The organism is Vibrio sp. 14G-20 (assembly GCF_026241515.1).
Lineage (GTDB): Bacteria > Pseudomonadota > Gammaproteobacteria > Enterobacterales > Vibrionaceae > Vibrio.
This window is the reverse complement of the sequence record NZ_JAPHPW010000018.1, coordinates 45808-67587: the sequence shown is the minus strand read 5'-3', so window position 1 is coordinate 67587 and position 21780 is coordinate 45808. Positions and strand designations below refer to the sequence as shown.

The following is a 21780-nucleotide window of genomic DNA, read 5'->3' as shown; positions in this document are numbered from 1 at the left end:
GGCATAACACAACGATACTTGCCTTATAACCACCAAACACAATTTAACATAATATACATAATACGCAGTTGGCTAGTGCTTTATTTGGGGTGGCTGCCATCAACGCTAATCCTGCGCAAGTCATTGAAATCGCTTTTAATCCTAGCCCGTTGTACTTTTTTGCAATGTGTTCCCACATCTGTTTAATCTCTGGATTTTCGTTGCGGTCAGCGTGACAACCCAACAATGCTAACTCAGGATCAATTCCTGAGTTCTCAGCCAAGTAAACTGCTTCTGAATCAGTAAGTTGGCGAACACCTTTTCTAATTTTACTTATCTTCGGTGGATCAAGGTTCAAGTCGTGTGCAACTTGCTTGTCTTGTACGTAGTTTTTCGCCTTTTTGTAGGCATTAATTAATTCTGATGAGTACATTTGGCACCTCCATTTTGTTCATTGTAGCTGCAAAGTTGCCATAAATCGCATCTTGTAATTGCCATTGGTCGCAACTAGGATTGCCACATATCGCAACTCAACCTGCTTTGGTTGATTAACTATGGTGGCTCTATGTTCCAAATTGAACCTATTCAATACGGCTCTGTTTTGAAATCTGAACACGTTAGCTTCTCTAACTACCCAGATTTTACACACGCGTCCGTGTCTCTCCATAACTCACCATTAGAAATCTGTTTTGAGTTCCTATCTAGCGAACTTGAGTTTGGCCAACGCACTATTAGCGAAGAAGTTTTTCATACCGTGTCGTTTGTCAGCCCTCAAGCTAATTGTTCTGACGCTTTCACGTTCACGTTTGATAACGACCAAGAGCTTGAACAGTTCTGCGCGTTCTACGGTTTGGAACGTTAATCATGGATTCCATTTACTTCGACAACGAACCCAACCATGGCATCAACGCCTATTTCCCTTGGGGTCATAACTTCTTTAAGACTCAGCGTGAGTTCTTCCAGTTCATGGAGGTTCATTACGGCATGGTGTCATTTCAGATTGTCGAAATCACTGACGATAACTATCAAGAGCTTTTGGTTAAAGGTGTTTTCCATGCCATCTAAAAAACCACATAAGTTTCATGATGAGATTCGTCCGGTTCAAGTGGATCACTTAGCGTTTTCGTTTTCGTACGGTTCGCTTAGACACTTGGATAACTCGAACGAACAAGACTTTATCAACATGCAGTTTCCTGAGTTCAAAAAGCAAAGCGTTAACGGTCGTCTTAACTCACCAGAAGCTATAGAAAAATCAATTGAGTTACACCGTAACAAATGCCGTAAGGTTTTAGGTGATAGGTTCGATGAGTTCATGGCGAAAGTTTTTAACTTCCGTCTGTCTCCTATGCGTGGCCGTGGCTTGCATGGCTATGAAGATTCGATGGTGATTTACGATTCTACTGGAACGGTTGAATGTGGTTTGGTCGGTATTGGCGGCAACAATGACACGGTCTACGTACAAATCAATGGTACGGGTTGCGCTAAGTTGTTTGACTTCACCACACACAAAAAGGTGCATTGGTGGCTGTCACTCTTGGGTATCACTCGCCTAGCCCGTTTAGATCTCTGTGTGGATGACTACACCGGAATCTTTGACTGCAAGTATGCTGAGAAATGTTTTTATGAGGGAGCATTTCGTACTGCTTCTCGTGGTCGTGGCCCGACAATGGTTCCTCATAAGCGCGTTTCACAATCCGGTGAATTATCAGAGGAAGCCGTTCTTGTTGGCTCTCGTACCTCTGCAATCTACTGGCGTGTGTACAACAAGAAGTTTGAGCAAAACATTGCTGACCCTGAAGTGATTTGGTACCGCAATGAAGTGGAATTGAAGAAATGCGATTTGGCATTACTCGCCTCGCCTGCTTCGGCCTTTGCTGGTCTGTGTGACTTCTCGGCCAGTATCGACCCTGCTGAACCAATGAAGATTGAGCTTAACAAGAAAAAAGCAGGTCTTGAGTTCTTCGCTCGTATTGCTTGGGTTCGTCGTCAATGTGGCAAAGCTCTATCTGAAGTTGTCGCTATGACTGAGGGTGACTTAGGTGAAGCATTCGGAATGCTCATTCCTACGCATCATAGACGCGCCAACTTTGAAACCTCGTTAGGCATTCCTGACGAATACACTAAACAGAAAATCGAAATTTTGGAGTCAAGAATATGCCTACAATAACTGGTATCTCTATCAAGCGTTTCCCTAAATCTAATATGGAGTTCGCGGAGCTGTCTGTCCTACGTGCTGTTGAAGAAGTCGATAACGAGAAGTTTCAGCAAACTGGTATCGGTTTCTCAACTGACATCCCTTACAACAAACAAGCGCTGAAAATTGATGTGGATTACGCGCGTCAGCTCATCCAATCTCGCGCCTTTGTTGCTAATCGTGAATATGAATTGAGCTTTGGTGCTAACCCACATGACCCATTGGATATCTTGGTTAACAAGCTTGTTCCTACTGATGCTGAAGTTCAAAAACACTTCGACGCATCGCTCAAAAAATAAATTGAATTCGGAATTGTTATGCCTAAGTGCGCTTTAGCAAATGAAAATGGTTTTCTAGCTCTTGTTGATACGTCAGTTGAATCCTGTACAGGGGTCATTGTTATTACGGCTAGTGATTATGAATATTTGATGGGGTTTACTCAGGTTTCTGCAATCGAAGCTACTGCGGTTTTTAGTGGGGCTTTCTCACTAGTTTTCGTCAGCGGTTTCGCTATGTCATACGCCATTAAGATGGCTATTAAGTTAGTTAAAATTTTATAAGGATACAAAATTATGGAAGCTATTTGGGCTGCTGTGGATTTCGCTGATATCGCAACTAAAGTAGGTGCTGCAGGTGTGGCTATCATCGGAATTACTATGGCTTACAAGGCAATCGGCCTTGCTAAACGTGCTGTTAAGTCTGCTTAACCATGGGGGTTTCTGAGCGTGTTGATTGCCATACATGACCTGATACTTATGGTATTTGCTCTTTTGGGTGGCTTGTCTGGTTTTCTAGCCGCTCAGAATTTTCAAGGTTAATAACAAAGGGGCTTCGGCCTCTTTTTTTACAGGTTTTATTATGAAGAGATTGATTTTAGCATCACTGATTGGCCTTGTAGCTTCTGGTGCTTACGCTTCGGATTTGAGCTATGGAGGTCCTTACTCGCAAATGAAGTTAAAGCTCTGTTCAGATACCCCACCGTCTCGCTCAATCCTGCCTGATGGTAGCTTAGTCTGTGATGGCGAGGAAAATGACCCTAACGCGTATTGTGTTGGCGGTTTCAATTATGCGGATACCGATATATTTAATTGCGGTGCTGAAAGTGTTGATATGAATGATTTGAACGGAAACGGCAGAGGTGACGCTCATGAGGATTGGGATGGTGATGGGATTCCTAACGGTCAAGATCCTAACCCATACGAAAGTGAGTTAAGTCATCTTGATGAGAATGGCAACGGGATACCGGACGATATTGAGGGGATCTATGACGAACTAACAAGTACACAAGAGATTTTGTATTGCAACAATGATGATGACCAATGTCATCAAATGCGTTATGCAATGCGTGATTTAACCAGAAGTAATCAGATTCTTGCAGCTGCAATGCGTGATGCATCTTTACGTAATGTACGACGCAATGACTTTAATAATTCTATCGGTGTATTGACTGAGGTGTTAAACACCAAAACTCGCGGTTTACTGCACGCAGTTGAAAGTATTGATGTTAGTGGCGCTGATAATAGTGCTCAAATTGCACAAATTAAATCGTTTCTGAATGATCGCATATCTGAAACAAGCGGTACGAACTACACGAAAATTAATCAAAACAATCAATTTCTTCAAGAATTGAAGTCAACAACGGCTGATACAAATTCCAGTGTTAAAAGTCTGCCACAGCAAATTAATGCAGTGCATGAACATATGGACGCCAACAAAGATCAAGTAATAAGAGCAATTGAAAATAATGCTAGTGGCGGTTCTGGTTTGACTAGTCAGCAAAAAAATCAGTTGCGCAATGCGGCAAAAGCACATGCAAATCAGAAGCTTCTAAAGACCATAGACTCTACTCTTGATGAAGTTGCGGTTGATGCTCATAACACAATGGGTGGCCTTGGTGCGATGGCTGGCCGTCTTAGTTCGGTTGACGAAAAACTTGCCAATATGGATGGCCGCTTTACTCAACTTAGCAACGAGATAGCTGCTATCTCATCTGGTACATCAACGATTGATTTGTCCGGTGTTGAATCAAGCATAGGTGCCCTATCAGATAAAATAGACGGCATTGAGGGCAGTAATAATGGAGAAGAGCTCGCTGAAATATCCGGTAAGTTAGACGGCTTGGCTAATGGTATGACTGATATTGGTGATTTATTGAAAGGCGTGGATGCTTCCAAAGCAGGTATAGACGGCACTTGCATTCAAGGAGGCACTTGTCAGGGGTTTTACGATTCTGCTTATGAGGGGGATTTGAGTGATGTTCTAGAATCGCAATTACAAACTATGAAAACCTCGGTTGTAGACCCTTTCGTATCTAACTTTGGCAACATCGATTTAAGCGGTGCGAAACGTCCAAACTTCGGTTTGCCTGTTCCCTTCTACGGCTACTTCTCTTTTGACGACTACATCGATTTGGATTGGATATTTGGTTTCCTTCGCTTCATTTTTTTAGCGTCTACGGCTTTCTATTGTCGTCAGATTATCTTCGGGGGTTAGGTTATGGATTGGATTGTTACTTTATTTAATAAGCTCATCGAGTTCCTTTATAAGTTGATTCTTAGCTTAGTAGACATGCTAAAAGACATGGTTTTTTGGATTGTCGAACAGTTTATGTCAGCGGTTAATTCTGGTCTTTCTTGGGCGGTCAATGCTTTTCAACCTGTTGATATCGGACAGTATTTGCAGTCAATACCACCTAACGTGGCTTGGGTCATGGGCGCGGTTGGCCTACCTCAATGTTTGAGCCTGATTATATCGGCCATTGCTTTACGCATGATTTTACAATTGATTCCATTCACAAGGTTAGGTTCGTAATGATTTACTGTATTGCAGGGCGACCACGTAGCGGGAAAAGCTATGAGAGTGTCGCTTTCCATATTATTCCTGCTATCAAAGCTGGTCGAAAAGTCGTGACCAATGTGACTTTAAATGTGCCCTATTTTCAGAAAGTCTTTGGTAATGACGTATTGGATTTGATTGAAGTTGTGGACGGTCAATTAAACCAGTATGGCTCTATGGATAGACCATTTTCAAAACTTGAGGACTACATAAACGACTGGAGGGATGCCGATAACAAAGGTCCCCTATTTGTGATTGATGAAGCTCATATGGTTCTGCCAAATAAGCAGCTAGATAGCAAAATACTTGAGTTCTATTCTCTTCATGGTCACTACGGCATAGACATCATTTTGCTTACTCAGAATCTTAGGAAGATTCACAAAGATGTTCGCGATATGGTTGAAATGACTTACTACTGTGCCAAGAATACCGCTTTCGGTAGTAAGAATACTTACACCAAGAAAGTGAGGATTGGTGCAACAACCGAAGTCGTCAATGAAGAGCAGCGAAAATATAAGAAATCGTTCTTTCCATTTTATCAGTCTCATACACAAAGCAGCGGTAGCGTAGCTGAGGCTATGAGTAACGATATCAAACCAATTTGGCATCGGTGGCCATTTTGGATGGGTGGATTGTTACTTGTGGCGGGTGTCATTTTTAATATTTACGCGTGGTCTGGTAGTGATAAGGAATTAGAACCGGTTCTAAATTCTGAACCAAACAATGCTGTTGAACCTGCACAGGTTTCAGTTCCCAACGGTGTCCCAGGTCAAACCGTTAAACCTGCCAAAAAGTCTTCTGGTTTCGGCCCTCTCAATGATTTTGAATTATTGGTTACGGGATACTCTCGCCAGACAGCTTGGATAGACGTCACTTTAAACCTTGTCGATTTTCAAAACTCTTTTGTTCGTATCTATATCGAGGTTCGTCAGAACGACAGTAAGCTATTCACTTTTAGTCAATCGGAGCTAATAGAAATGGGGTATGGTTTTAAGGTTTTAGCTGATTGTGTTTATAGAGTGACATGGGGTGATTCAGTTAAGATTTTAACGTGTGTTGAGTCCAAGGACGATAACCCTGTTAATGATCCTTTCGATTTCAGTAAGGCCGTCAAAATCTAATGACTTCTCAGTCATATTATTGATATTTCTCACACAATCCCCTGACTGATAAGATATTTTAACTCTTTGATCTTATGAGCCCTATGACATGGAACATTTGCTTAACTTAATTTTTCCTACCCTAATGATGATTTTTGCATTTGTGCTTTTATGGAGATTAGTAGGATTACTCGCACGCAATATACATTCCCCTAAAACAAGTATTGATACCGTTACCTCTGATTATGAGTATCAACCTATCCGCAAGCTAGTCACATCGAATGAGCTAACCTTTTACCAAGCATTAATCATTGTAACGAAGGGCAAGCATACCGTTTTTACTAAGGTGCGAATTGCTGACTTGATGACACCAAAAAAAGGAGCTCATGATAAGAAGACATGGTGGAGAGCGTTTAACGCAATTGCCAAAAAGCATGTTGACTTCGTACTGTGTGATCCATTGACGCTTGAAGTAAAGTGTTTGATTGAATTAGATGATTCAACTCACAACCGACCAGACAGAATAGCAAGGGATAAGTTAGTTGATATGGCCGCAGCTTCCGCTGGGATTGAACTCAAGCACTTCAAAGTCAAAAACAAGTATGACTATTTCGAATTAGAAAAAGAGCTCTATGGGGTGAGCGATACGCCAGAGCCTGAAAGTATTTATACTCAATAGATATCGATGAACAAGCCCCGCAGGGATAAGGGCACTCGATGTCGTTCTTGGGTATACAGCCCCAAATGCCCGATAAGCAGCGAAGCGTAGCTGTCTTGTTGAAACCACATCACCGCCCTTTCTCATTGCCAAGATCACCCTAGCAGAGCCTCACAATACCAGTGGGGCTTTTTGCTACTGCAACCCATAAAACTTCCAACGCTTATGCTTTCGGTATGCTTGTTCCGCAGCTCGTTGGGAGGGGCCCGTTTCGTCGGGAGGGTCCCAACGAGCTGCGGGACAACAACCCCCGTGTTGTATCACGGGGGTAAATTCGACCTAACTATTGGTATCTGCGATCAATTCTTATGTTTATCTTTGGGTATCTAACCGAGCAACTACGAGAGTCATGATGTTGCTACAGAGTTTACATTCTCGACTGCCAATACAGTAACCGTAAAGAGTCTACTCACCCGTCCCCTAAGCTTCAGTGTTGAACACAAAATAAAGTCCATGACTTTGTCCGTTTGTCAGATTAGACACAAAATCTGTCTAGATGATACGGCTTCAAAGTGCTAATATTTAGATCATTACAGAGAAATTTTCACCTTAACAACTTAAGGTATAGTGTATGTTAATATGTTTTAGTGCTGAGAACTATCGTTCTATTGGCGAGAAAGTAACCTTAGACCTAAGGGCAAATACCAGATTAAGAAGATTAAAGTCTCATGTGCGCAAGGTACCTGTAGATGGTTCTAAAAAGCCATTAAGTATTTTGAAATCTGCGGCTATCTATGGCGCAAACGCCTCTGGTAAATCAAACTTAATCAAAGCGGTCGAACACTCGAGAACTTATATATGTGAAGGCCCGACTTCAAATGGTGTCCAACGAAACCCTTTCAAGTTTTATGATAAATCAAAGCCATCATCGTTTTATTTCGAATTTATTGTATCTAGCATACGTATTGGATATGCATATCAAGTCAATGACGACCAAGTCTTATATGAAGAACTAATTACCATTGACGAAGAACAAGACATCACCGTCTTCTCAAGAGTGTATGATGAAGAAACCGACACATATATTATCAATTCAGATATCGACTTTTCTGATAGCGATGAGTCAAAGAAAGTATGGGATGAATTCGAGACACTGGCTGACTTCTGCCCTGAAAATAAGCTTCTAATTACAGAAATAAATGATAAGAATGCTAAGGTTTTAGAGCAGAAAATGGGTGAGTTTGTATATATTTTTAGAATGGTCTACGGATTCATGAAGTATAGTATTATTATTATATTCCCTAATACTAAATACAGTGCGCTTGGTCGAGACATACTTAAAGACAAATACAGAAGCGAATACGTCCAAACACTGAATTCCTTTGATACTGGGGTAAGTGACCTATGTATTGAGAAAGTCTCTGAGAGCAACTTTACCAAAGACTTTCTTGACACAATGTCAAATCGTCTCAAGTCTAGCGGGCGAAACTTCCTGATGTTCGAACATAGTGGTGACGAGTATTACGTATCTCTTGATGAAGAGACTCAACATATTGAATATTTTTCTGTTATCTCAAAACATAAAGATATAAAAGGTCAGGAAATTTCTTTCAGCATCCGTGAAGAAAGTGACGGTACCATTAGGCTCTTGGACTTAATTCCAATCATAGAAAATGATATCAGAGATGACGGCACCGTTTTCTTGATAGATGAATTTGATAGAAGTTTGCACCCTAACCTAGCTAAATCATATTTCAGTCTATTTATGGACAAGACGCAAAATAACAGCGATCAACTGATTGTAACCACACACCAGTCAGAGTTACTAGATAACAAAATCCTCAGAAGAGATGAAATTTGGTTCGCTCAAAAAGAAAAGGATCAGTCTAGCTATGTTTATACTCTTGATGATTTTAATACTCGTCCAGATATGGATATTAGATACGCGTACCTGAATGGTAAATTTGGCTCAATTCCTTTCAAAAAATAACTATATAATGGCTAGTAGATATGATTGATAGACCAACGAAATCTTCTCGTTCAAAAGAAAAAAAGATCGAACCTATTACATGTTATGTTATTTGCGAAGGTTACAAAGATGAGTCCAAATACTTTGAAGCTATCGAAAGTAAGATAAAGAACAGATACCAAGGGAATTTAATTTTCGTACCCATACAACGAAAAACCACTGCATCAGCTCCTAAAAAAGTGTTTGAAGAGTTAGATGAATATTTTAAAGAAAATGATATTAAAATTGGTGTCCGACATTACAACTACGCTTTTATGATTATCGATAAAGATCATCACTTCCAAGACAACCATAGAGCAGGAACTCTCAACGCTATTGAAGCTTGCAATGAGTTAAATGTCGATGTCTTGATTAACGTTCCATCATTTGAAGTTTGGGAGATATGTCATTATAAAGACATATCTATTGAAGACAGTGCCTATTTAGATAAACTGTATGCAAATCGAAAAGTATCTAAAAAGAAGACTTTTTCAAAGAAAGAAGTAGAGCTGCTATCTAATGGTAGTAGGTACGATAACATCGTAGAAAATGTCTCGGCTGCATTAGAGAACGAAGCTAAGCTAAAACTAGTTCACCCATGTAATGCATTACCTCCAACAAAAGTACAATCTAATGTTGGAAAATTATTTAAGTTATTTGAAGACAAAGGATATGTAATCGCTAACATGTTTATACGTTAATCAAACGTACAAGCAACATAAAAGAGAGGGCATATGCCCTCTCTTTTATTTTAGTCTAGATATTGAGCGCGCTAATTTTAGAAGCTTCGTGGAAGTTTTTAGCTCTAATTCAGACTGAATCCCCAAGAGCGCAATCCCTGCTAATATTTGTTGCGGTCTCACCACTTGGCCTGTCGGTAGCTCCATACTATCATGTAGCATTTTGAACTGTCTCCACTCTTCACAAACACTGAGTTCTCGGCCTTTTGCCATTCGCATAAGCCTCTTGCACTCGGGAGGTATTGGTTTTCCCTCATCCCAACCCGTGACTGTCCTCACAGTTTTAAAACACAGTTCAGCGACCTCTTCCTTCGTCATTTGGCACTCTAACTCTCGAAAAATGTAATTCTTACTCATTTCGCGATACTTCAATGATAAAACCTCTAAATACAAGAGGTTGCACTACATTTATAAGATATGCACCATTAAACATAATCATACATAATACGCAGTGATTGTATGTGAGATTTGAGGGTGTTCATAGCCTTATTGCTCGCGGGTTTTACGTACAGCGCCGCATGAATCTATCTATTTAATTACTTTATGGCTTTGACTCCACGTTAATTGAATTAAATCGTGATGGCTTTATCACATGTCAGCTCAAACTTAATTAAGGCTTCTAATTACGAATGCCTCTCCAAAGTTAGTCCAGAATCTCTACTGGTTAAGTGTTAAAGCTATTCGCTGATTTTGCTTACCGAAAGAACTTAGATGATTCATGCTTCTACTAACTCTCATTCTATTGTCCGTACTACCAATAGACTCAAAAGACTTTGTTACTCTTGTTCGCATAGATATAACGCAAGCGTACTCTCTAATCATCGAGTCTAGCTTATCTATGTTGGGTTGTTCTTTACCAAATTGAATCAACTATCAACGCTATCAGTCGATCCGTGCTAGTTTTTCAAACCATTGAGAATTGTCTGATGCCCAACGGTCATTGTTACCAAACTGCGTTGCCATCCAAAACGTACTTCTATAAACAGCGTGGTTGACAATAAGTTACAGTGCAACACAAATGCTATTCGCCAGTGTCTGGACTGTGAGCACTTTGTCTCATAGCTGCGATAATGACACTTCTATTAGCAACAAGTCTTTAAAATCAGATATTTAGACTAGTTCTCAATTAGTTAGAGCATCTTTTGTTTGTTAACATATTCCGGAATTGAATAACTTATTATCTTAGAAGGCTTTAAATGAAAATCAGTACAATCGCCCTATCGCTATTCACCGCTATTTTTGGCATCAACTCGCAGGCACTTGCTAGTGAAAATGAAAACTCACCTAGAGATCATGGTCATTTTTATGCCGGTGTTGATATCGGCTTTTATAATGAAACTGAATTAGAATATAGTGGCAGCGCCATTGAAGATTCATCTGATCTATCAGACTTTAGCTATAACTTGGTTGGAGGCTACGAATTCAATACGCACGATGTCGTCAAACTGGGACTAGAGGCCGAGTACCGAAAAATCGGAAAAGTTAGTTATAATGACTTAATGGATATTGAAGGCCAAGCTTTCTTCGTAAACATTAAACCAAAGTTTATTGTTCAAGGTGACGTATTAGATCTGTATGTATCTCTATTAGCCGGTGTTGGCTCAATGGATATCGAAGCAAAAGCTTTTGGAATATCAGGCTCTAAATCTGAAGCAGCCTACCAAGTTGGTGCTGGGCTTGGTGCGATAGTAACAGACAACATCGACATCCATATTGGTTACCGCTATGCAAACGTTGAAATAGAATCCATCGATGTGTCGCCCCAAACCGCTTACCTAGGTGCAAGGTACCACTTCTAAACTCGATTCACCCTTACGCTCAATACAACTAAAGTCGTGCTTTTAAAGTTCGGCTTTAATTTTGGTCACCTAATTCCCTTTCCCAGCTCAACCTTTACCTTTAACAAGACAATTCAACCATAAATAAAGTTACGTTGTATCTTTCTTTAAAGCTGCAGCCTGAAACATTAACCCTTAGTGAAAAATAAGCCACTTTAACAGGCTACTATTTCGTGTTTGAATTTTGATCTATCAAACAGTTATATGAATAAATTTGGTGATTGAGCAATCAAATGCTATGCATTCAATCTTTAAAATTAAATTAAAGTGTTAACATCAGGCAATTTTGTAAACTAGGTGTTTGATATGTTGCCTAAACTTTATAAGTTCAGATCGCTCCACGTAATCAACAAAGAGCTTCAACAAAACTTTAAGATCATGTGTTTCTCTCAGTCGAGCGACCACCCAATACTATGGTCGCAGTATGGTGACAACTTTAAAGGCATGTGTATCGAGTATGATCTCAACTGCTATAACGGCGAGGCCAATCTCAACTGTTTTGAAGTCCAGTATGAAGATAAACCGAATATGTTCCGCCCGGCATCGCTAAGTGGTTTACAAACATCAAGACTGGGAGCTGAGATATTCAAAATTAAGCATTCTAATTGGCGCTATGAAAAGGAATACCGTTGGGTATTACCTAACGATGAGATGATCGGAAATAAACTCTACCTTAATAGAGAATGCCTAAGCTCGGTTATTCTCTCAGAGCACGCTCCTGCCGATAGGAAGTTAAAAGTCCTGATGACTTGCCAGCGCCTTGGTATCCCTGTTAAACACGCGATAGCAAAGCAAGAGTCGTTTACCTTCGAAGTGGTCAGCTAGGTAGAGTTTAATCCTACTGTTTTAGCGGCAAACCAGATATTCACATAAAGTTACAGCGCAACAAAAAAGAGAGAGCCACATTAATGCGACTCTCTCTTTTTATTGCATGTTCACCGTAAGCTTTCCCAGAACTTTATCTTGCATCTGCTCAATTGTCGCTATAGACATTTGAACAGTTGAAAACCAATAAGGTCGATGTTTAACGTCAAATAGTTCACTATTATCTAACGCCTCGAAAACAGAATATTTTCTACCTTGAGCCAAAGCTGCACCATAAACCGTTCGCTCAAGTACTGGAATGTCATTCACTTCCTCTAGAAGTGCCTTCTTTATGAACTGGTTTCCCGGGCTCCAATCGATAAATTCAACGAGATTTTTTAGTAGCTTAAGCTCTAGCTGCTCGACCATTGCTTCGAGAAACTGTGTGTTTGGCATCACCTCAGTACAAGCATAATATTCGTCATGCTTGTCACTTGCTTCACGATAACCAAGCATCGTTTTTACCAATGCGTCTTCAAACGTTGAAGAAAAGTGGTTACAAATTAAAAACAAAGGTAGGACTCTCAACACGCCAAGTAAAATGCCTACGTTAGGATCTTTAACCGGTGTTTCTTGAAGTCTAATTCGTGTTGCATTGGAAGTCGCAACTAAATGTTGCCAAACTTTAGGTGTAATGTGTTTAATATTTGCATCATTCCACTTAATCAGTTTTTGGCTCATTAGCAATGGAAACAATAAACGGCAGTTTTCGATACCAATCTGTTGTGCTGCAACCTTAGGGTCGAGAGTCACCTTGGACTTTCTACCGTATTTATCGTTGAACTCAGGATTGGAAACAAATTCGAGTAAATTTGAACTCAACAACCGATTCGTTTCTAAAACCTTATGCAACTTAGAAAAATTTAAAGATGGTGAATACGCAACACTAGCGAACTGATTGTAATCGGGCAAGTCTGAAAACAACGAACTTATTAATGTGCCTTGAAGCTTCTCAAGCATTAGAGCCGACGCTGTATTACTAACATCATCGATAACGTAACGTAAGGTTTGTTGCTTCGCGTCGACTTTCTCACGATGAGCATTAACTCTATCTTGTTCACAGCGCAGTAGAATACGTTGGTTGTGAGATATGCGGTCAGATTCATCAAATATGACGCTATCACAATACCTATTTTCCAAACTTAGTAACGTGTCTACTGTAGATTGCGGCAGCTTATATTTCGGTGAGATTAACCATCGATTAAAGCGAGCTTTAACGTTGATTGAGACCTTTCTTGAGATCTCAACTACTTCAGGGGTATAACTTTTATTTGTTAACAACAACCGTGACTTTCCTTTGCCGTAAATGCTCTTGTGTCGATATATCTTGCCTTTATAACAAAACTAATATTAATAGAAATTAGAGATTGGTTCACGAAATTGTTTCAATAAAATTAAGGTTATTTAGTTATAGTGCACTGTAAGCGGCTAATACGTGATATGTAACCGGATATACTTTTCTGGAAAACTGTATTTGAACCTTTTCTTCTTCGGCAAGTACTTTTTGGCCTGCTTGCAAACGTTGCTATCACCAGACGTTCTCACCTTTTTGATTCTTGCGTAACCTTTAGAGTGCTTCATCTCAATCATAAGATCGCAATAACCATCGAAATCAACATTGCTCTTGTTGAGCCCTTTCATGACGGTGACTTTGATTTTTTTAGCTATGGGATTAACCAACGCATCGTCGGCAAAAGCAACTGGGGATAAAAAACACAATAGGAATATTAGATATCTCATACTGCTCTCTCTTTGTTGAAGGTGAGAACAGTATGCGGAAATTCAAGGAAAATGAAGGATTAACTTAGTATGAGGATTGACCAGCTAACGCGTAAATCTCAACGACTACGCTTTCTTTGAGCCTTTAGACTTAAAACCATTATGTGGGAACACGTTACGAATACGTTGCTGTACGTTTTTAGGCACATCTTTAGTAAATTTGAGGTTGTAGCCAGAGCGTTTTGCATACACTTTTAACTCACCTTTAAAGGCGTTGTTGTGGCCAATTTCTTGAAGGTTGTGCTTAAAGCTCGGTGGAAGATGACCTTTAACTTGTTTGATCGCTCCGTCGCTAAATTTGATTTTTAATACCGGTCGATCAACAGCAACTAACCAAAAGACCAACGCCGCACCGATTAAGATTACGTACATCATAATGTCACCACTACTGTTGATGATTATTTATCGTCAGAAAGAAGCTTGCTTAAGTCTTCTTTGAGACTGGTTACTGTTTTGCTCGCCTGTTCACTACGGGACGCTTCGCTAACCAAATACTCGATGGCGTCAGATAGCGTACAGCCTAGCTCATTCGCTCGTTGAGATAGCTTTTCCCATACACGGTAATCAAGGTCTATTGATTTCTTCTTTGTGTGAACTTGTTCAGCATTGAAGTGGCGTTTTCGCTTAGCTCTGATCGCTTGTTTAAGCTTGTTATCGAGCTCAGGAGACATGTTGTTAGATATCCACTCAAGGACACCTGTAGGTTGATGTTCTAGCTTCAATAAGGCTTTAACAGCAACGTCAGCTTCACTTGAATCAATGTGGCAGGTGATCGACTCACCTTCTTTCCATTTTTTAACCAGATAGTTCCATTTCCAACCACATTCCAAGTTTTCAAGTTGCTGATATTTCATGTCTAATCTCGAGAGTTAATCCTAGTGACAGCGTAACCCAGAATGGGCTATTTGACAATTATTGTCTTGGAAGAATAGACCAAGATCATACTTATATTAGCTTAGTGATTAGTAACTACAACATAGAGCTACAAGCGAGATCGGTTTTTCTATATACTCGCTACCTCATTATCATAATCAGAAACTTAAATGACTCAAGTAGATTGGCGACATGTTACGCCTCAGTACGACGAATATAGCGCTCAATTAGAGCAATTCCCTGACATCTCGCCTTTCCCGTTTTCAGATATTCAACATAGATTCAAAGATGCGCTAACCCGCTTTGTCCGTTTGTCTAACCTTTCGCGTGTTTTACTTGTAAACGCTCCGGACAATTCGATCTATCGTCAAATGATTGTTGAATCTCTAGTCACTGCTTTAGATGATCACTCTCTACCGGTTATAAAAACTGAGTCTTTAAATGCTGTCTCTCTGTTTGACCAAGTTCAATCGAAAGACGGTAAGGTTATTGCGACAAAACCCGGCCTACTGGCTAGAGCAAACAACGGCTATTTGATCGTTTCAGCTAACTTGATCTTAGCGAATCCTGGAAGCTGGTTGCTGCTTAAATCAGCACTGCTTGGTGAGGCAGTAGAGCCTATCAGCAGCAATCCTGAGCACTTAAACCAATCCCCAACTTTACCTCTGACTTACAACATTAAGTTGATTGTGGTTGGAGACAGAGCTCAATTAGCTGACCTTGATTATCTAGACAGCGATATTCAAACCGGTTTTTGCCTATTTAGCGAAATTGAACAAGATATCAAGCTCTCTGAAGAGACTTTGACTCAGTATCTTGGTTACCTTAAGTGGCTTCAACAACGCTATGAACTGCCAACCATCACACAACAAGCGTTGACGGGCATTCTTACTGCCGGAGCAAGAGAGACTGAAGATCAGAGCTATATTCCATTATGCCCTATTTGGCACAATGCGTTATTGAACGAAGCTCTTATTGAAGCCGACAATGGTGAGATTGATATTCACCATATCCAACAAGCTCAACAGCACAAATACAACCGTGAATCGTACTTACCAGAACGCGCTCTGGATGATATTCGAGATGGCCAAGTCATTATCGAAACCGAGGGTGAACAAGTTGGCCAAGTTAATGGCCTGACGGTTATCGATGTTCCAGGACACCCGATCTCTTATGGTGAACCTGCACGAATTTCCTGCGTTATTCACTTTGGTGATGGTGACATTGCCGACGTAGAGCGCAAAGCCGAGCTGGGCGGTAATCTTCATGCTAAAGGTATGATGATCATGCAAGCATTTGTGAGCAGCGCACTAAACCTTGAAGATCCGTTGCCATACGCTGCTTCTGTTGTGTTTGAGCAATCGTACTGCGAAGTAGACGGCGATAGTGCTTCTCTTGCTGAACTTTGTTCTCTAGTGAGTGCTTTGTCTGAATACCCTATCAATCAACAAATTGCGGTTACTGGTGCAGTTGACCAATTTGGTCGTGTACAAGCTGTTGGCGGGCTAAACGAGAAAATCGAAGGCTTCTACCATGTGTGTAAGCACAACGGCTTAACTGGTGAACAAGGCGTGATCCTTCCTAGATCGAATCTAAGGCACCTTGCATTGAAGCCTGACCTTATTGAAAGCATTAAGAATGAAGAATTCCATATTTGGTCTGTGTCTAATGTAGACGAAGCAATTCCTCTCATTATGAACAAGCCATTTAGAGACGATGAACAAGAAAGCGTTCTGAGTAAAATCGCGGAACGTATTGAAAACTTTGAAAGACATGAGCACCCTATTGGAATCGTTGGACGCATTAAAAACTGGTTTGTCTAGTACTGATCGGACTTGTTTAGCGTACACCTGTTCACTAATATGCACCTATCAAAAATCGGAGTAATTGATAATGCAAAACAAACGTGATTCTTACACTCGCGAAGAGCTTCTAGCATCAAGCCAAGGCGAACTATGGCCACAAGGCCCTCAACTACCAGCACCGAACATGCTAATGATGGATCGCATCACTAAGATGTCTGAAACTGAAGGTGATTACGGTAAAGGTTTAGTTCTTGCTGAGCTGGATATTACTCCTGACCTATGGTTCTTCGATTGTCACTTCCCGGGTGACCCAGTAATGCCTGGTTGTCTAGGTCTTGACGCAATGTGGCAGCTTGTTGGCTTCTACCTTGGTTGGGTTGGTGGCGAAGGTAAAGGTCGTGCTCTAGGTGTTGGCGAAGTGAAATTCACTGGTCAAATTCTACCTACAGCGAAAAAAGTAACTTACGAGATCCACATGAAGCGTGTTGTTAACCGTCGCCTAGTGATGGGACTTGCGGATGGTCGCGTACTTGTTGATGGTAAAGAGATCTATGTTGCTAAAGATCTGAAAGTTGGCCTTTTCCAAGATACGTCAGCATTTTAATCCGTTAGTTAGATTTTTAATAAAGCAGCCCATGGCTGCTTTATTTTCATTTTAATAAATTTAGTTATAGTGCATTAAGGTATCAAGACTTATGAGTGGAATAGGTTAAATCCACCAGCAATACGCTCTTATAATAACTAAACTATAGTACTTTATAGCTCTCTGGGAATCTTGGTACTCGTATGAAACTAACAAGGCTCCAGCCGTTGTAATCAACAGACAATGGAGCCCTGGCCTTTAATTCTTTTCGCCCTATCTACTTATAGAGACCTGATTGCTTGTCATCTTTGGCATCACGCCATCCACCTAACCAATAAGACCGAGAATCCATTTGGCTATATGGACAAGCTTCTTGCGATCGTCCATTTAAACCAGCCTTGTAGCCTTGAGATTGTGCTCGTTCTAGTCGATCACGCTTTTGTCTCTTCATAGTGCAGTCCTCATACGGGTGTTCCATTTACTAACATACAATGATTACAACTTCGCGGAGTTTTTGTGACTCCAACTTTAACAATCGGTCAAATTTTCATTTTTCTCAAGGCGAAAAAAAGCCCGAGTTCAAAATTGTGAACTCGGGCTCAAGAGATAAAATTATTTAAATTTTCGACGGAACCCTAACAGACCAAGCACAGTCAAAGTTAACAACCCCAGGCCAGCGCCTTGGCGATCAACTTTTTCTGTGTCCGTACTGCGAGTATGTATATCGGTTTCGCCTGCACCTTTAATAGGTATCAATTTAACAGCAACAACCTCTTCAACTGCATTGGAAGCAGCTCCACCACAGTATGAGTTATGTGCAGTTGTGTCATACGATTGCGCAGTACCATTTACAGTACACTTAATAGCGGTTGCTGAAATAACGCCTGCATCGTTAATATCAGAAGCATCGATAATACGGAAGTGGTTGTTAGCATCAGAGTAATCTTGCCCATCTACGTTTGCACCGTTTGTTAGATCATCTATCCACCAAGCCTTACTACGGAACACACCTTCATAGCGCTCTGTCAACGTACCAGCAACATCATCTGATTTGTATGGATAAATAAAACCACGATGGCGACGTTGGCTTCCATCGACCTCACGAATTGTCTCTGCATCAATCTGACCGACAAATTCATTAAAGTTATTGACCGCTTTTGCTTCACCACCAGATCCAGTGAAGAAAATCCCCCCAGACAAGAATGTTGCGCTAGGGTTAGAAGCATCTTTAACAAAGAAAGCTTTGTTAGCTGCACTACCGCTTTCAGGGACATATCCATTTCGCTTCGCGTAGCCAATAGCAAACAAGTTGCTATTGATGTCAGTAACTACAGAATTACTATATCGAGCGTCATCATTTGATGATCCCGAATTAACTCGTACGTTAGAGACCTGTGTAGTAGTCCAAGAAGCTGAAGATAAATCGAGGCTATCACTTTTGAAAATACTAGCATTCATATCTTGTAAATCGCCATTTCCGTCTTCGGTATTATACCCTACACCATAAAAGACTTCTGTAGGAACAGTATCGCTTTCTGGACCTACAGTTAATGAACGCATACTACCTTGTGCTAAATACTCTCCTTGTTGCGCGTTGCCGCCTCTAATCCAGTTGATCTCTTTTGTCGTAACATCATCCCATATAGCCGCTTTAGAACTAAATACAGCACCATCATCATTAGTTTGATTAGTAGAAATACTACCAAAATTATATGTAGTACTCCCTACGATTAAACTGCCCCATGCCCTAGTCTCAGAACCGTTATCTGAAGGAGGAGCTGTCGTTACGATTGCTGTATTACGAAGGTCACTTCCGTTAGATTTGATACCTATAGGGTTAACATTTTCGTCTAACGAGTTTATTACGGTATTAGTAGAATTAAACTCAATTCCGTCTTCAATAAAAGCTTTTGCATTCAGATAACTAAGATCATTTCTCTCCTTGCTCCAGGTAGACCAGCGCTTAGAAGCCCAGCTTTCACAAGTTGAATATCTAAGTTCCCGATAACAATAATTCTCAAAATCGTCATACTCTTGGATGTATCCAAATGATGCATCCATCGCAAATGGTACTTCTTCACGATAACTAACGCCTTCAACAGTGTTGCGAGTTTCACCAGCAAGTTTAAATGTACTATCGGTACAGTTGGTCGCAAGTGAATCGAAGCAACCCAACGGAAGCTCATTCGTTCCGTCTGTCGCAACACCAGGTTGTATCGCCACACCATAGATTTCAGATGCACCGGTAATCGAAGGAGTAACTTCAACTACCTTATAAAGCGCTGCATTGGCATTAGTTGCAGCAAAAACTAATGCTGCAACTGTTGTTAATTTAAATTTAGTACAAGTCATTATTACTTCTTAACTTTCCTGTTGTAGTGCCTCGAGCTCTTCCCAGCGCTCAAAAGCGACTTCAAGCTCCTGCTCTGCTGCAGATAGCTTATCTAATACTGGTTGTGTCTGCTCTACAGGTTTTGAAAAGAAGCTTGGATCGTTGACTTCTTCCTGAAGAGTTTCAATTTGAGTTTCCAATTCTTCCAAGCGCATTGGTAGCGCTTCTAATTCTCGTTGTAGCTTATACGATAACTTCTTAGGTTTAGCCTTCACTGGCGCAGTTTTGGGAGTTTCCTCAACTACTTTCTCAGGCTTTGATGGCTTTTCAACCTGTCGGTAATCTAATGCCTGCTTTCTTTGCTGCTGAGCATCATGGTAACCACCAACAAATTCTTCAATAACGCCATTACCTTCAAAGATCCAACTTGTCATCACCGTATTATCAACAAACTGACGATCGTGGCTCACTAAAAGAAGTGTACCCTGATAGTTGGCAAGCAAATCTTCTAAAAGTTCCAAAGTTTCGATATCTAGATCGTTGGTTGGCTCATCGAGAATCAATAAGTTATTCGACTTAAGGAAGATACGAGCTAATAACAGACGGTTTTTCTCACCACCAGACAGCGCTTTAACAGGAGTGCGAGCACGTTTAGGAGAGAATAAGAAATCTTGTAGATAGCTTAGTGCATGACGCTCACGTCCGCCTACAGTCACCTCTTGCTTACCATCAGCAAGGTTATCGATAACCGACTTCTCAGGGTCTAAGATTTCGCGGTATTGGTCGAAGTAAGCGACTTCAAGCTTAGTACCACAATGTAGACGGCCTGAATCTGGCTTAAGTTGATCGAGAAGCAGTTTAAGTACCGTACTCTTACCACAGCCATTAGGACCGATCAGAGCAATACGATCGCCACGCATGATGTTGAAGCTAAAGTCTTTAACAATCTCTTTGCCTTCAAAACCAAAGTTAAGATTTTCCGCTTCGAATACAATCTTGCCTGAGCGTTGACCATCATCAATCTGGATGACCGCTTTACCCTGCACTTCACGACGATTGATACGTTCTTCACGCAGCTTCTTGAGAGCACGCACACGGCCTTCATTACGAGTTCGACGAGCTTTGATACCCTGACGAATCCAAACTTCTTCTTGAGCAAGCTTTTTATCAAATTCAGCGTTCTGCATTTCCTCAACACGCAACGCTTCTTCTTTCTCTAATAGGTAGTTTTCGTAATCACCCGGGAAAGAGCTCAGTTTGCCGCGATCAAGATCAACGATACGTGTTGCCATCGATTTTATGAAAGCACGGTCATGCGAGATAAAGATGATTGAACCACGGAAGTCTTTCAGGAAGCCTTCTAACCATTCAATAGTCGCAACATCCAGGTGGTTAGTCGGTTCGTCTAGAAGTAGAACGTCTGGATCACACACTAGTGCACGAGCAAGTGCCGCTTTACGTTGCCAACCACCAGACAAATCGGTCAGTTTGGTTTCAGCAGTCAGCTTAAGCGCCGCCATTACGTTACTTACGCGATCTTCGAAACGCCATGCGTTTGCGTGATCTAACTGCTCTTGAACGCGAGTAAGACGATTTAGGTTCTTTTCACTAGGGTCAGTACCAATGAGATCCAAAAGATCATGATAGATCTTCAGTTGCTCGCCAATTTCAGCTAAGCCACCAGCAACGTAGTCATAGACTGTACCTTGCTCATTACGCGGGGGATCTTGCTCAAGGCGAGACACAACCACATCTTGTGTGATTTGCATCTTGCCGTCGTCCATGATGATGTTCCCAGACAGGATCTTCATCAATGTAGACTTACCCGCGCCATTGCGTCCTACTAAACACACACGTTCGTTTTCTTGCAGCGCGAAATCCGCACGATCTAATAATGGGTGATCGCCAAACGCTAATTGCCCATTATGAATTGTAAGTAATGCCATTCTTCTTTAACCAATCATTAAGTTCTAACAAGCCAAATGGCCAGTTAAGCTCTGAGCTTTGAGAAAGGTCAGAGCTTTCAAATTTGAGTACCGGAATAGTGACCCCGTAACGGGAAAAAAGCTCATCATTAAATGCAATGTCAACAACGTTGACGTGATGGCTAATGTTTAACTGTTCCGTGAGTTGGAATGCCATCTCACATAGATGGCACCCTTCTGTACTGTAGAGAGTCAGCACTATATATC

General features: G+C 41.0%; 26 protein-coding genes. 16 read left to right on the top strand and 10 right to left on the bottom strand.

What is annotated here, in order from left to right; genetic code table 11:
- Window positions 1-43: 43 nt before the first annotated feature.
- Window positions 44-412: a DUF3693 domain-containing protein gene (locus OQJ75_RS16040; protein WP_265974024.1), complete on the bottom strand. Its 369-nt coding sequence runs from the start codon at window positions 410-412 to the stop codon at window positions 44-46.
- Window positions 413-544: 132 nt separating this feature from the next.
- Between OQJ75_RS16040 and OQJ75_RS16035 the strand changes: the two genes are divergently transcribed.
- The 12 genes from OQJ75_RS16035 to OQJ75_RS15980 all read left to right on the top strand — a co-directional run bounded on the left by OQJ75_RS16035 (window position 545) and on the right by OQJ75_RS15980 (window position 9475).
- A complete protein-coding gene (locus OQJ75_RS16035; protein WP_265974023.1) occupies window positions 545-841 on the top strand; it encodes a hypothetical protein in 297 nt (98 codons plus the stop codon).
- 2 nt (window positions 842-843) lie between these two features.
- Window positions 844-1044: a hypothetical protein gene (locus OQJ75_RS16030; protein ID WP_248386562.1), complete on the top strand. Its 201-nt coding sequence runs from the start codon at window positions 844-846 to the stop codon at window positions 1042-1044.
- Entirely contained in the window at window positions 1034-2146 is a 1113-nt protein-coding gene (locus OQJ75_RS16025; protein ID WP_248386563.1) for a replication initiation factor domain-containing protein, read from the top strand. Before OQJ75_RS16030 ends, OQJ75_RS16025 begins: the two co-directional genes overlap by 11 nt.
- On the top strand, window positions 2134-2472 hold the full coding sequence (locus OQJ75_RS16020) for a DUF1293 family protein (protein WP_248386564.1): 339 nt from the start codon (window positions 2134-2136) through the stop codon (window positions 2470-2472). The genes OQJ75_RS16025 and OQJ75_RS16020 overlap by 13 nt, the downstream gene beginning before the upstream one ends.
- An 18-nt stretch (window positions 2473-2490) precedes the next feature.
- Window positions 2491-2733, top strand: coding sequence for a single-stranded DNA-binding protein (locus OQJ75_RS16015; RefSeq protein ID WP_248386565.1), 243 nt, complete (start codon window positions 2491-2493; stop codon window positions 2731-2733).
- A gap of 12 nt (window positions 2734-2745) precedes the next feature.
- Window positions 2746-2880 (top strand): hypothetical protein, encoded by a 135-nt coding sequence (locus OQJ75_RS16010; protein ID WP_265974022.1) that lies wholly within the window; start codon window positions 2746-2748, stop codon window positions 2878-2880.
- A gap of 151 nt (window positions 2881-3031) precedes the next feature.
- Window positions 3032-4666, top strand: coding sequence for a hypothetical protein (locus OQJ75_RS16005; protein ID WP_265974021.1), 1635 nt, complete (start codon window positions 3032-3034; stop codon window positions 4664-4666).
- A gap of 3 nt (window positions 4667-4669) precedes the next feature.
- On the top strand, window positions 4670-4984 hold the full coding sequence (locus OQJ75_RS16000; RefSeq protein WP_017070558.1) for a DUF2523 family protein: 315 nt from the start codon (window positions 4670-4672) through the stop codon (window positions 4982-4984).
- Window positions 4984-6129, top strand: coding sequence for a zonular occludens toxin domain-containing protein (locus OQJ75_RS15995; RefSeq protein ID WP_017070559.1), 1146 nt, complete (start codon window positions 4984-4986; stop codon window positions 6127-6129). The genes OQJ75_RS16000 and OQJ75_RS15995 overlap by 1 nt, the downstream gene beginning before the upstream one ends.
- Before the next feature lie 88 nt (window positions 6130-6217).
- Window positions 6218-6787: a DUF2726 domain-containing protein gene (locus tag OQJ75_RS15990; RefSeq protein WP_265974020.1), complete on the top strand. Its 570-nt coding sequence runs from the start codon at window positions 6218-6220 to the stop codon at window positions 6785-6787.
- Between the two features lie 610 nt (window positions 6788-7397).
- Window positions 7398-8756: an AAA family ATPase gene (locus tag OQJ75_RS15985; protein WP_265974019.1), complete on the top strand. Its 1359-nt coding sequence runs from the start codon at window positions 7398-7400 to the stop codon at window positions 8754-8756.
- A 20-nt stretch (window positions 8757-8776) separates the two neighbouring features.
- Window positions 8777-9475 (top strand): RloB family protein, encoded by a 699-nt coding sequence (locus tag OQJ75_RS15980; protein WP_265974018.1) that lies wholly within the window; start codon window positions 8777-8779, stop codon window positions 9473-9475.
- Between the two features lie 45 nt (window positions 9476-9520).
- On the opposite strand, the gene OQJ75_RS15975 is transcribed toward OQJ75_RS15980, so the two are convergent.
- On the bottom strand, window positions 9521-9886 hold the full coding sequence (locus OQJ75_RS15975; protein WP_265974017.1) for a regulator: 366 nt from the start codon (window positions 9884-9886) through the stop codon (window positions 9521-9523).
- 824 nt (window positions 9887-10710) lie between these two features.
- Here OQJ75_RS15975 and OQJ75_RS15970 point away from each other — a divergent pair.
- Window positions 10711-11313, top strand: a complete 603-nt coding sequence (locus tag OQJ75_RS15970; RefSeq protein ID WP_265974016.1) for a porin family protein — start codon at window positions 10711-10713, stop codon at window positions 11311-11313.
- Window positions 11314-11658: 345 nt separating this feature from the next.
- Window positions 11659-12177, top strand: coding sequence for a DUF2971 domain-containing protein (locus OQJ75_RS15965; RefSeq protein ID WP_265974015.1), 519 nt, complete (start codon window positions 11659-11661; stop codon window positions 12175-12177).
- Window positions 12178-12276: 99 nt separating this feature from the next.
- Here OQJ75_RS15965 and OQJ75_RS15960 read toward each other — a convergent pair whose 3' ends face one another.
- From OQJ75_RS15960 to matP, 4 genes are all read right to left on the bottom strand, one after another.
- Window positions 12277-13500, bottom strand: a complete 1224-nt coding sequence (locus tag OQJ75_RS15960; RefSeq protein ID WP_265974014.1) for a hypothetical protein — start codon at window positions 13498-13500, stop codon at window positions 12277-12279.
- Between the two features lie 144 nt (window positions 13501-13644).
- On the bottom strand, window positions 13645-13956 hold the full coding sequence (locus OQJ75_RS15955) for a hypothetical protein (protein ID WP_248371561.1): 312 nt from the start codon (window positions 13954-13956) through the stop codon (window positions 13645-13647).
- Window positions 13957-14061: 105 nt separating this feature from the next.
- Window positions 14062-14370: a DUF3634 family protein gene (locus tag OQJ75_RS15950; RefSeq protein WP_248371563.1), complete on the bottom strand. Its 309-nt coding sequence runs from the start codon at window positions 14368-14370 to the stop codon at window positions 14062-14064.
- 23 nt (window positions 14371-14393) lie between these two features.
- Window positions 14394-14849, bottom strand: a complete 456-nt coding sequence (gene matP, locus OQJ75_RS15945; RefSeq protein ID WP_017059673.1) for a macrodomain Ter protein MatP — start codon at window positions 14847-14849, stop codon at window positions 14394-14396.
- 189 nt (window positions 14850-15038) lie between these two features.
- On the opposite strand from matP, the gene OQJ75_RS15940 reads away from it, so the two are divergent.
- Together OQJ75_RS15940 and fabA are read left to right on the top strand one after the other, a co-directional pair.
- Window positions 15039-16691 (top strand): Lon protease family protein, encoded by a 1653-nt coding sequence (locus tag OQJ75_RS15940; protein ID WP_265974012.1) that lies wholly within the window; start codon window positions 15039-15041, stop codon window positions 16689-16691.
- Between the two features lie 70 nt (window positions 16692-16761).
- Window positions 16762-17277 carry a bifunctional 3-hydroxydecanoyl-ACP dehydratase/trans-2-decenoyl-ACP isomerase gene (fabA, locus tag OQJ75_RS15935; protein ID WP_017059675.1) on the top strand — a complete coding sequence of 172 codons (516 nt, stop codon included), beginning with the start codon at window positions 16762-16764 and terminating at the stop codon, window positions 17275-17277.
- A gap of 256 nt (window positions 17278-17533) precedes the next feature.
- Here the strand turns inward: fabA and rmf are convergent, their stop codons facing one another.
- The 4 genes from rmf to OQJ75_RS15915 form a co-directional block, all read right to left on the bottom strand.
- Entirely contained in the window at window positions 17534-17707 is a 174-nt protein-coding gene (gene rmf / locus OQJ75_RS15930) for a ribosome modulation factor (protein ID WP_017059676.1), read from the bottom strand.
- 161 nt (window positions 17708-17868) lie between these two features.
- Window positions 17869-19608: a DUF3466 family protein gene (locus tag OQJ75_RS15925; RefSeq protein ID WP_265974011.1), complete on the bottom strand. Its 1740-nt coding sequence runs from the start codon at window positions 19606-19608 to the stop codon at window positions 17869-17871.
- A gap of 9 nt (window positions 19609-19617) precedes the next feature.
- Window positions 19618-21534 carry an ABC transporter ATP-binding protein gene (locus tag OQJ75_RS15920; RefSeq protein WP_265974010.1) on the bottom strand — a complete coding sequence of 639 codons (1917 nt, stop codon included), beginning with the start codon at window positions 21532-21534 and terminating at the stop codon, window positions 19618-19620.
- Entirely contained in the window at window positions 21512-21772 is a 261-nt protein-coding gene (locus OQJ75_RS15915; protein WP_265974009.1) for a glutaredoxin family protein, read from the bottom strand. The genes OQJ75_RS15920 and OQJ75_RS15915 overlap by 23 nt, the downstream gene beginning before the upstream one ends.
- Between the last annotated feature and the right edge of the window lie 8 nt (window positions 21773-21780).

Coding starts and splice junctions, on each gene's coding strand:
- OQJ75_RS16040 (WP_265974024.1), bottom strand. CDS start 412: ATGTACTCATCAGAATTAATTAATGCCTACAAAAAGGCGAAAAACTAC.
- OQJ75_RS16035 (WP_265974023.1), top strand. CDS start 545: ATGTTCCAAATTGAACCTATTCAATACGGCTCTGTTTTGAAATCTGAA.
- OQJ75_RS16030 (WP_248386562.1), top strand. CDS start 844: ATGGATTCCATTTACTTCGACAACGAACCCAACCATGGCATCAACGCC.
- OQJ75_RS16025 (WP_248386563.1), top strand. CDS start 1,034: ATGCCATCTAAAAAACCACATAAGTTTCATGATGAGATTCGTCCGGTT.
- OQJ75_RS16020 (WP_248386564.1), top strand. CDS start 2,134: ATGCCTACAATAACTGGTATCTCTATCAAGCGTTTCCCTAAATCTAAT.
- OQJ75_RS16015 (WP_248386565.1), top strand. CDS start 2,491: ATGCCTAAGTGCGCTTTAGCAAATGAAAATGGTTTTCTAGCTCTTGTT.
- OQJ75_RS16010 (WP_265974022.1), top strand. CDS start 2,746: ATGGAAGCTATTTGGGCTGCTGTGGATTTCGCTGATATCGCAACTAAA.
- OQJ75_RS16005 (WP_265974021.1), top strand. CDS start 3,032: ATGAAGAGATTGATTTTAGCATCACTGATTGGCCTTGTAGCTTCTGGT.
- OQJ75_RS16000 (WP_017070558.1), top strand. CDS start 4,670: ATGGATTGGATTGTTACTTTATTTAATAAGCTCATCGAGTTCCTTTAT.
- OQJ75_RS15995 (WP_017070559.1), top strand. CDS start 4,984: ATGATTTACTGTATTGCAGGGCGACCACGTAGCGGGAAAAGCTATGAG.
- OQJ75_RS15990 (WP_265974020.1), top strand. CDS start 6,218: ATGGAACATTTGCTTAACTTAATTTTTCCTACCCTAATGATGATTTTT.
- OQJ75_RS15985 (WP_265974019.1), top strand. CDS start 7,398: ATGTTAATATGTTTTAGTGCTGAGAACTATCGTTCTATTGGCGAGAAA.
- OQJ75_RS15980 (WP_265974018.1), top strand. CDS start 8,777: ATGATTGATAGACCAACGAAATCTTCTCGTTCAAAAGAAAAAAAGATC.
- OQJ75_RS15970 (WP_265974016.1), top strand. CDS start 10,711: ATGAAAATCAGTACAATCGCCCTATCGCTATTCACCGCTATTTTTGGC.
- OQJ75_RS15965 (WP_265974015.1), top strand. CDS start 11,659: ATGTTGCCTAAACTTTATAAGTTCAGATCGCTCCACGTAATCAACAAA.
- OQJ75_RS15955 (WP_248371561.1), bottom strand. CDS start 13,956: ATGAGATATCTAATATTCCTATTGTGTTTTTTATCCCCAGTTGCTTTT.
- OQJ75_RS15950 (WP_248371563.1), bottom strand. CDS start 14,370: ATGATGTACGTAATCTTAATCGGTGCGGCGTTGGTCTTTTGGTTAGTT.
- matP (WP_017059673.1), bottom strand. CDS start 14,849: ATGAAATATCAGCAACTTGAAAACTTGGAATGTGGTTGGAAATGGAAC.
- OQJ75_RS15940 (WP_265974012.1), top strand. CDS start 15,039: ATGACTCAAGTAGATTGGCGACATGTTACGCCTCAGTACGACGAATAT.
- fabA (WP_017059675.1), top strand. CDS start 16,762: ATGCAAAACAAACGTGATTCTTACACTCGCGAAGAGCTTCTAGCATCA.
- rmf (WP_017059676.1), bottom strand. CDS start 17,707: ATGAAGAGACAAAAGCGTGATCGACTAGAACGAGCACAATCTCAAGGC.
- OQJ75_RS15925 (WP_265974011.1), bottom strand. CDS start 19,608: ATGACTTGTACTAAATTTAAATTAACAACAGTTGCAGCATTAGTTTTT.
- OQJ75_RS15920 (WP_265974010.1), bottom strand. CDS start 21,534: ATGGCATTACTTACAATTCATAATGGGCAATTAGCGTTTGGCGATCAC.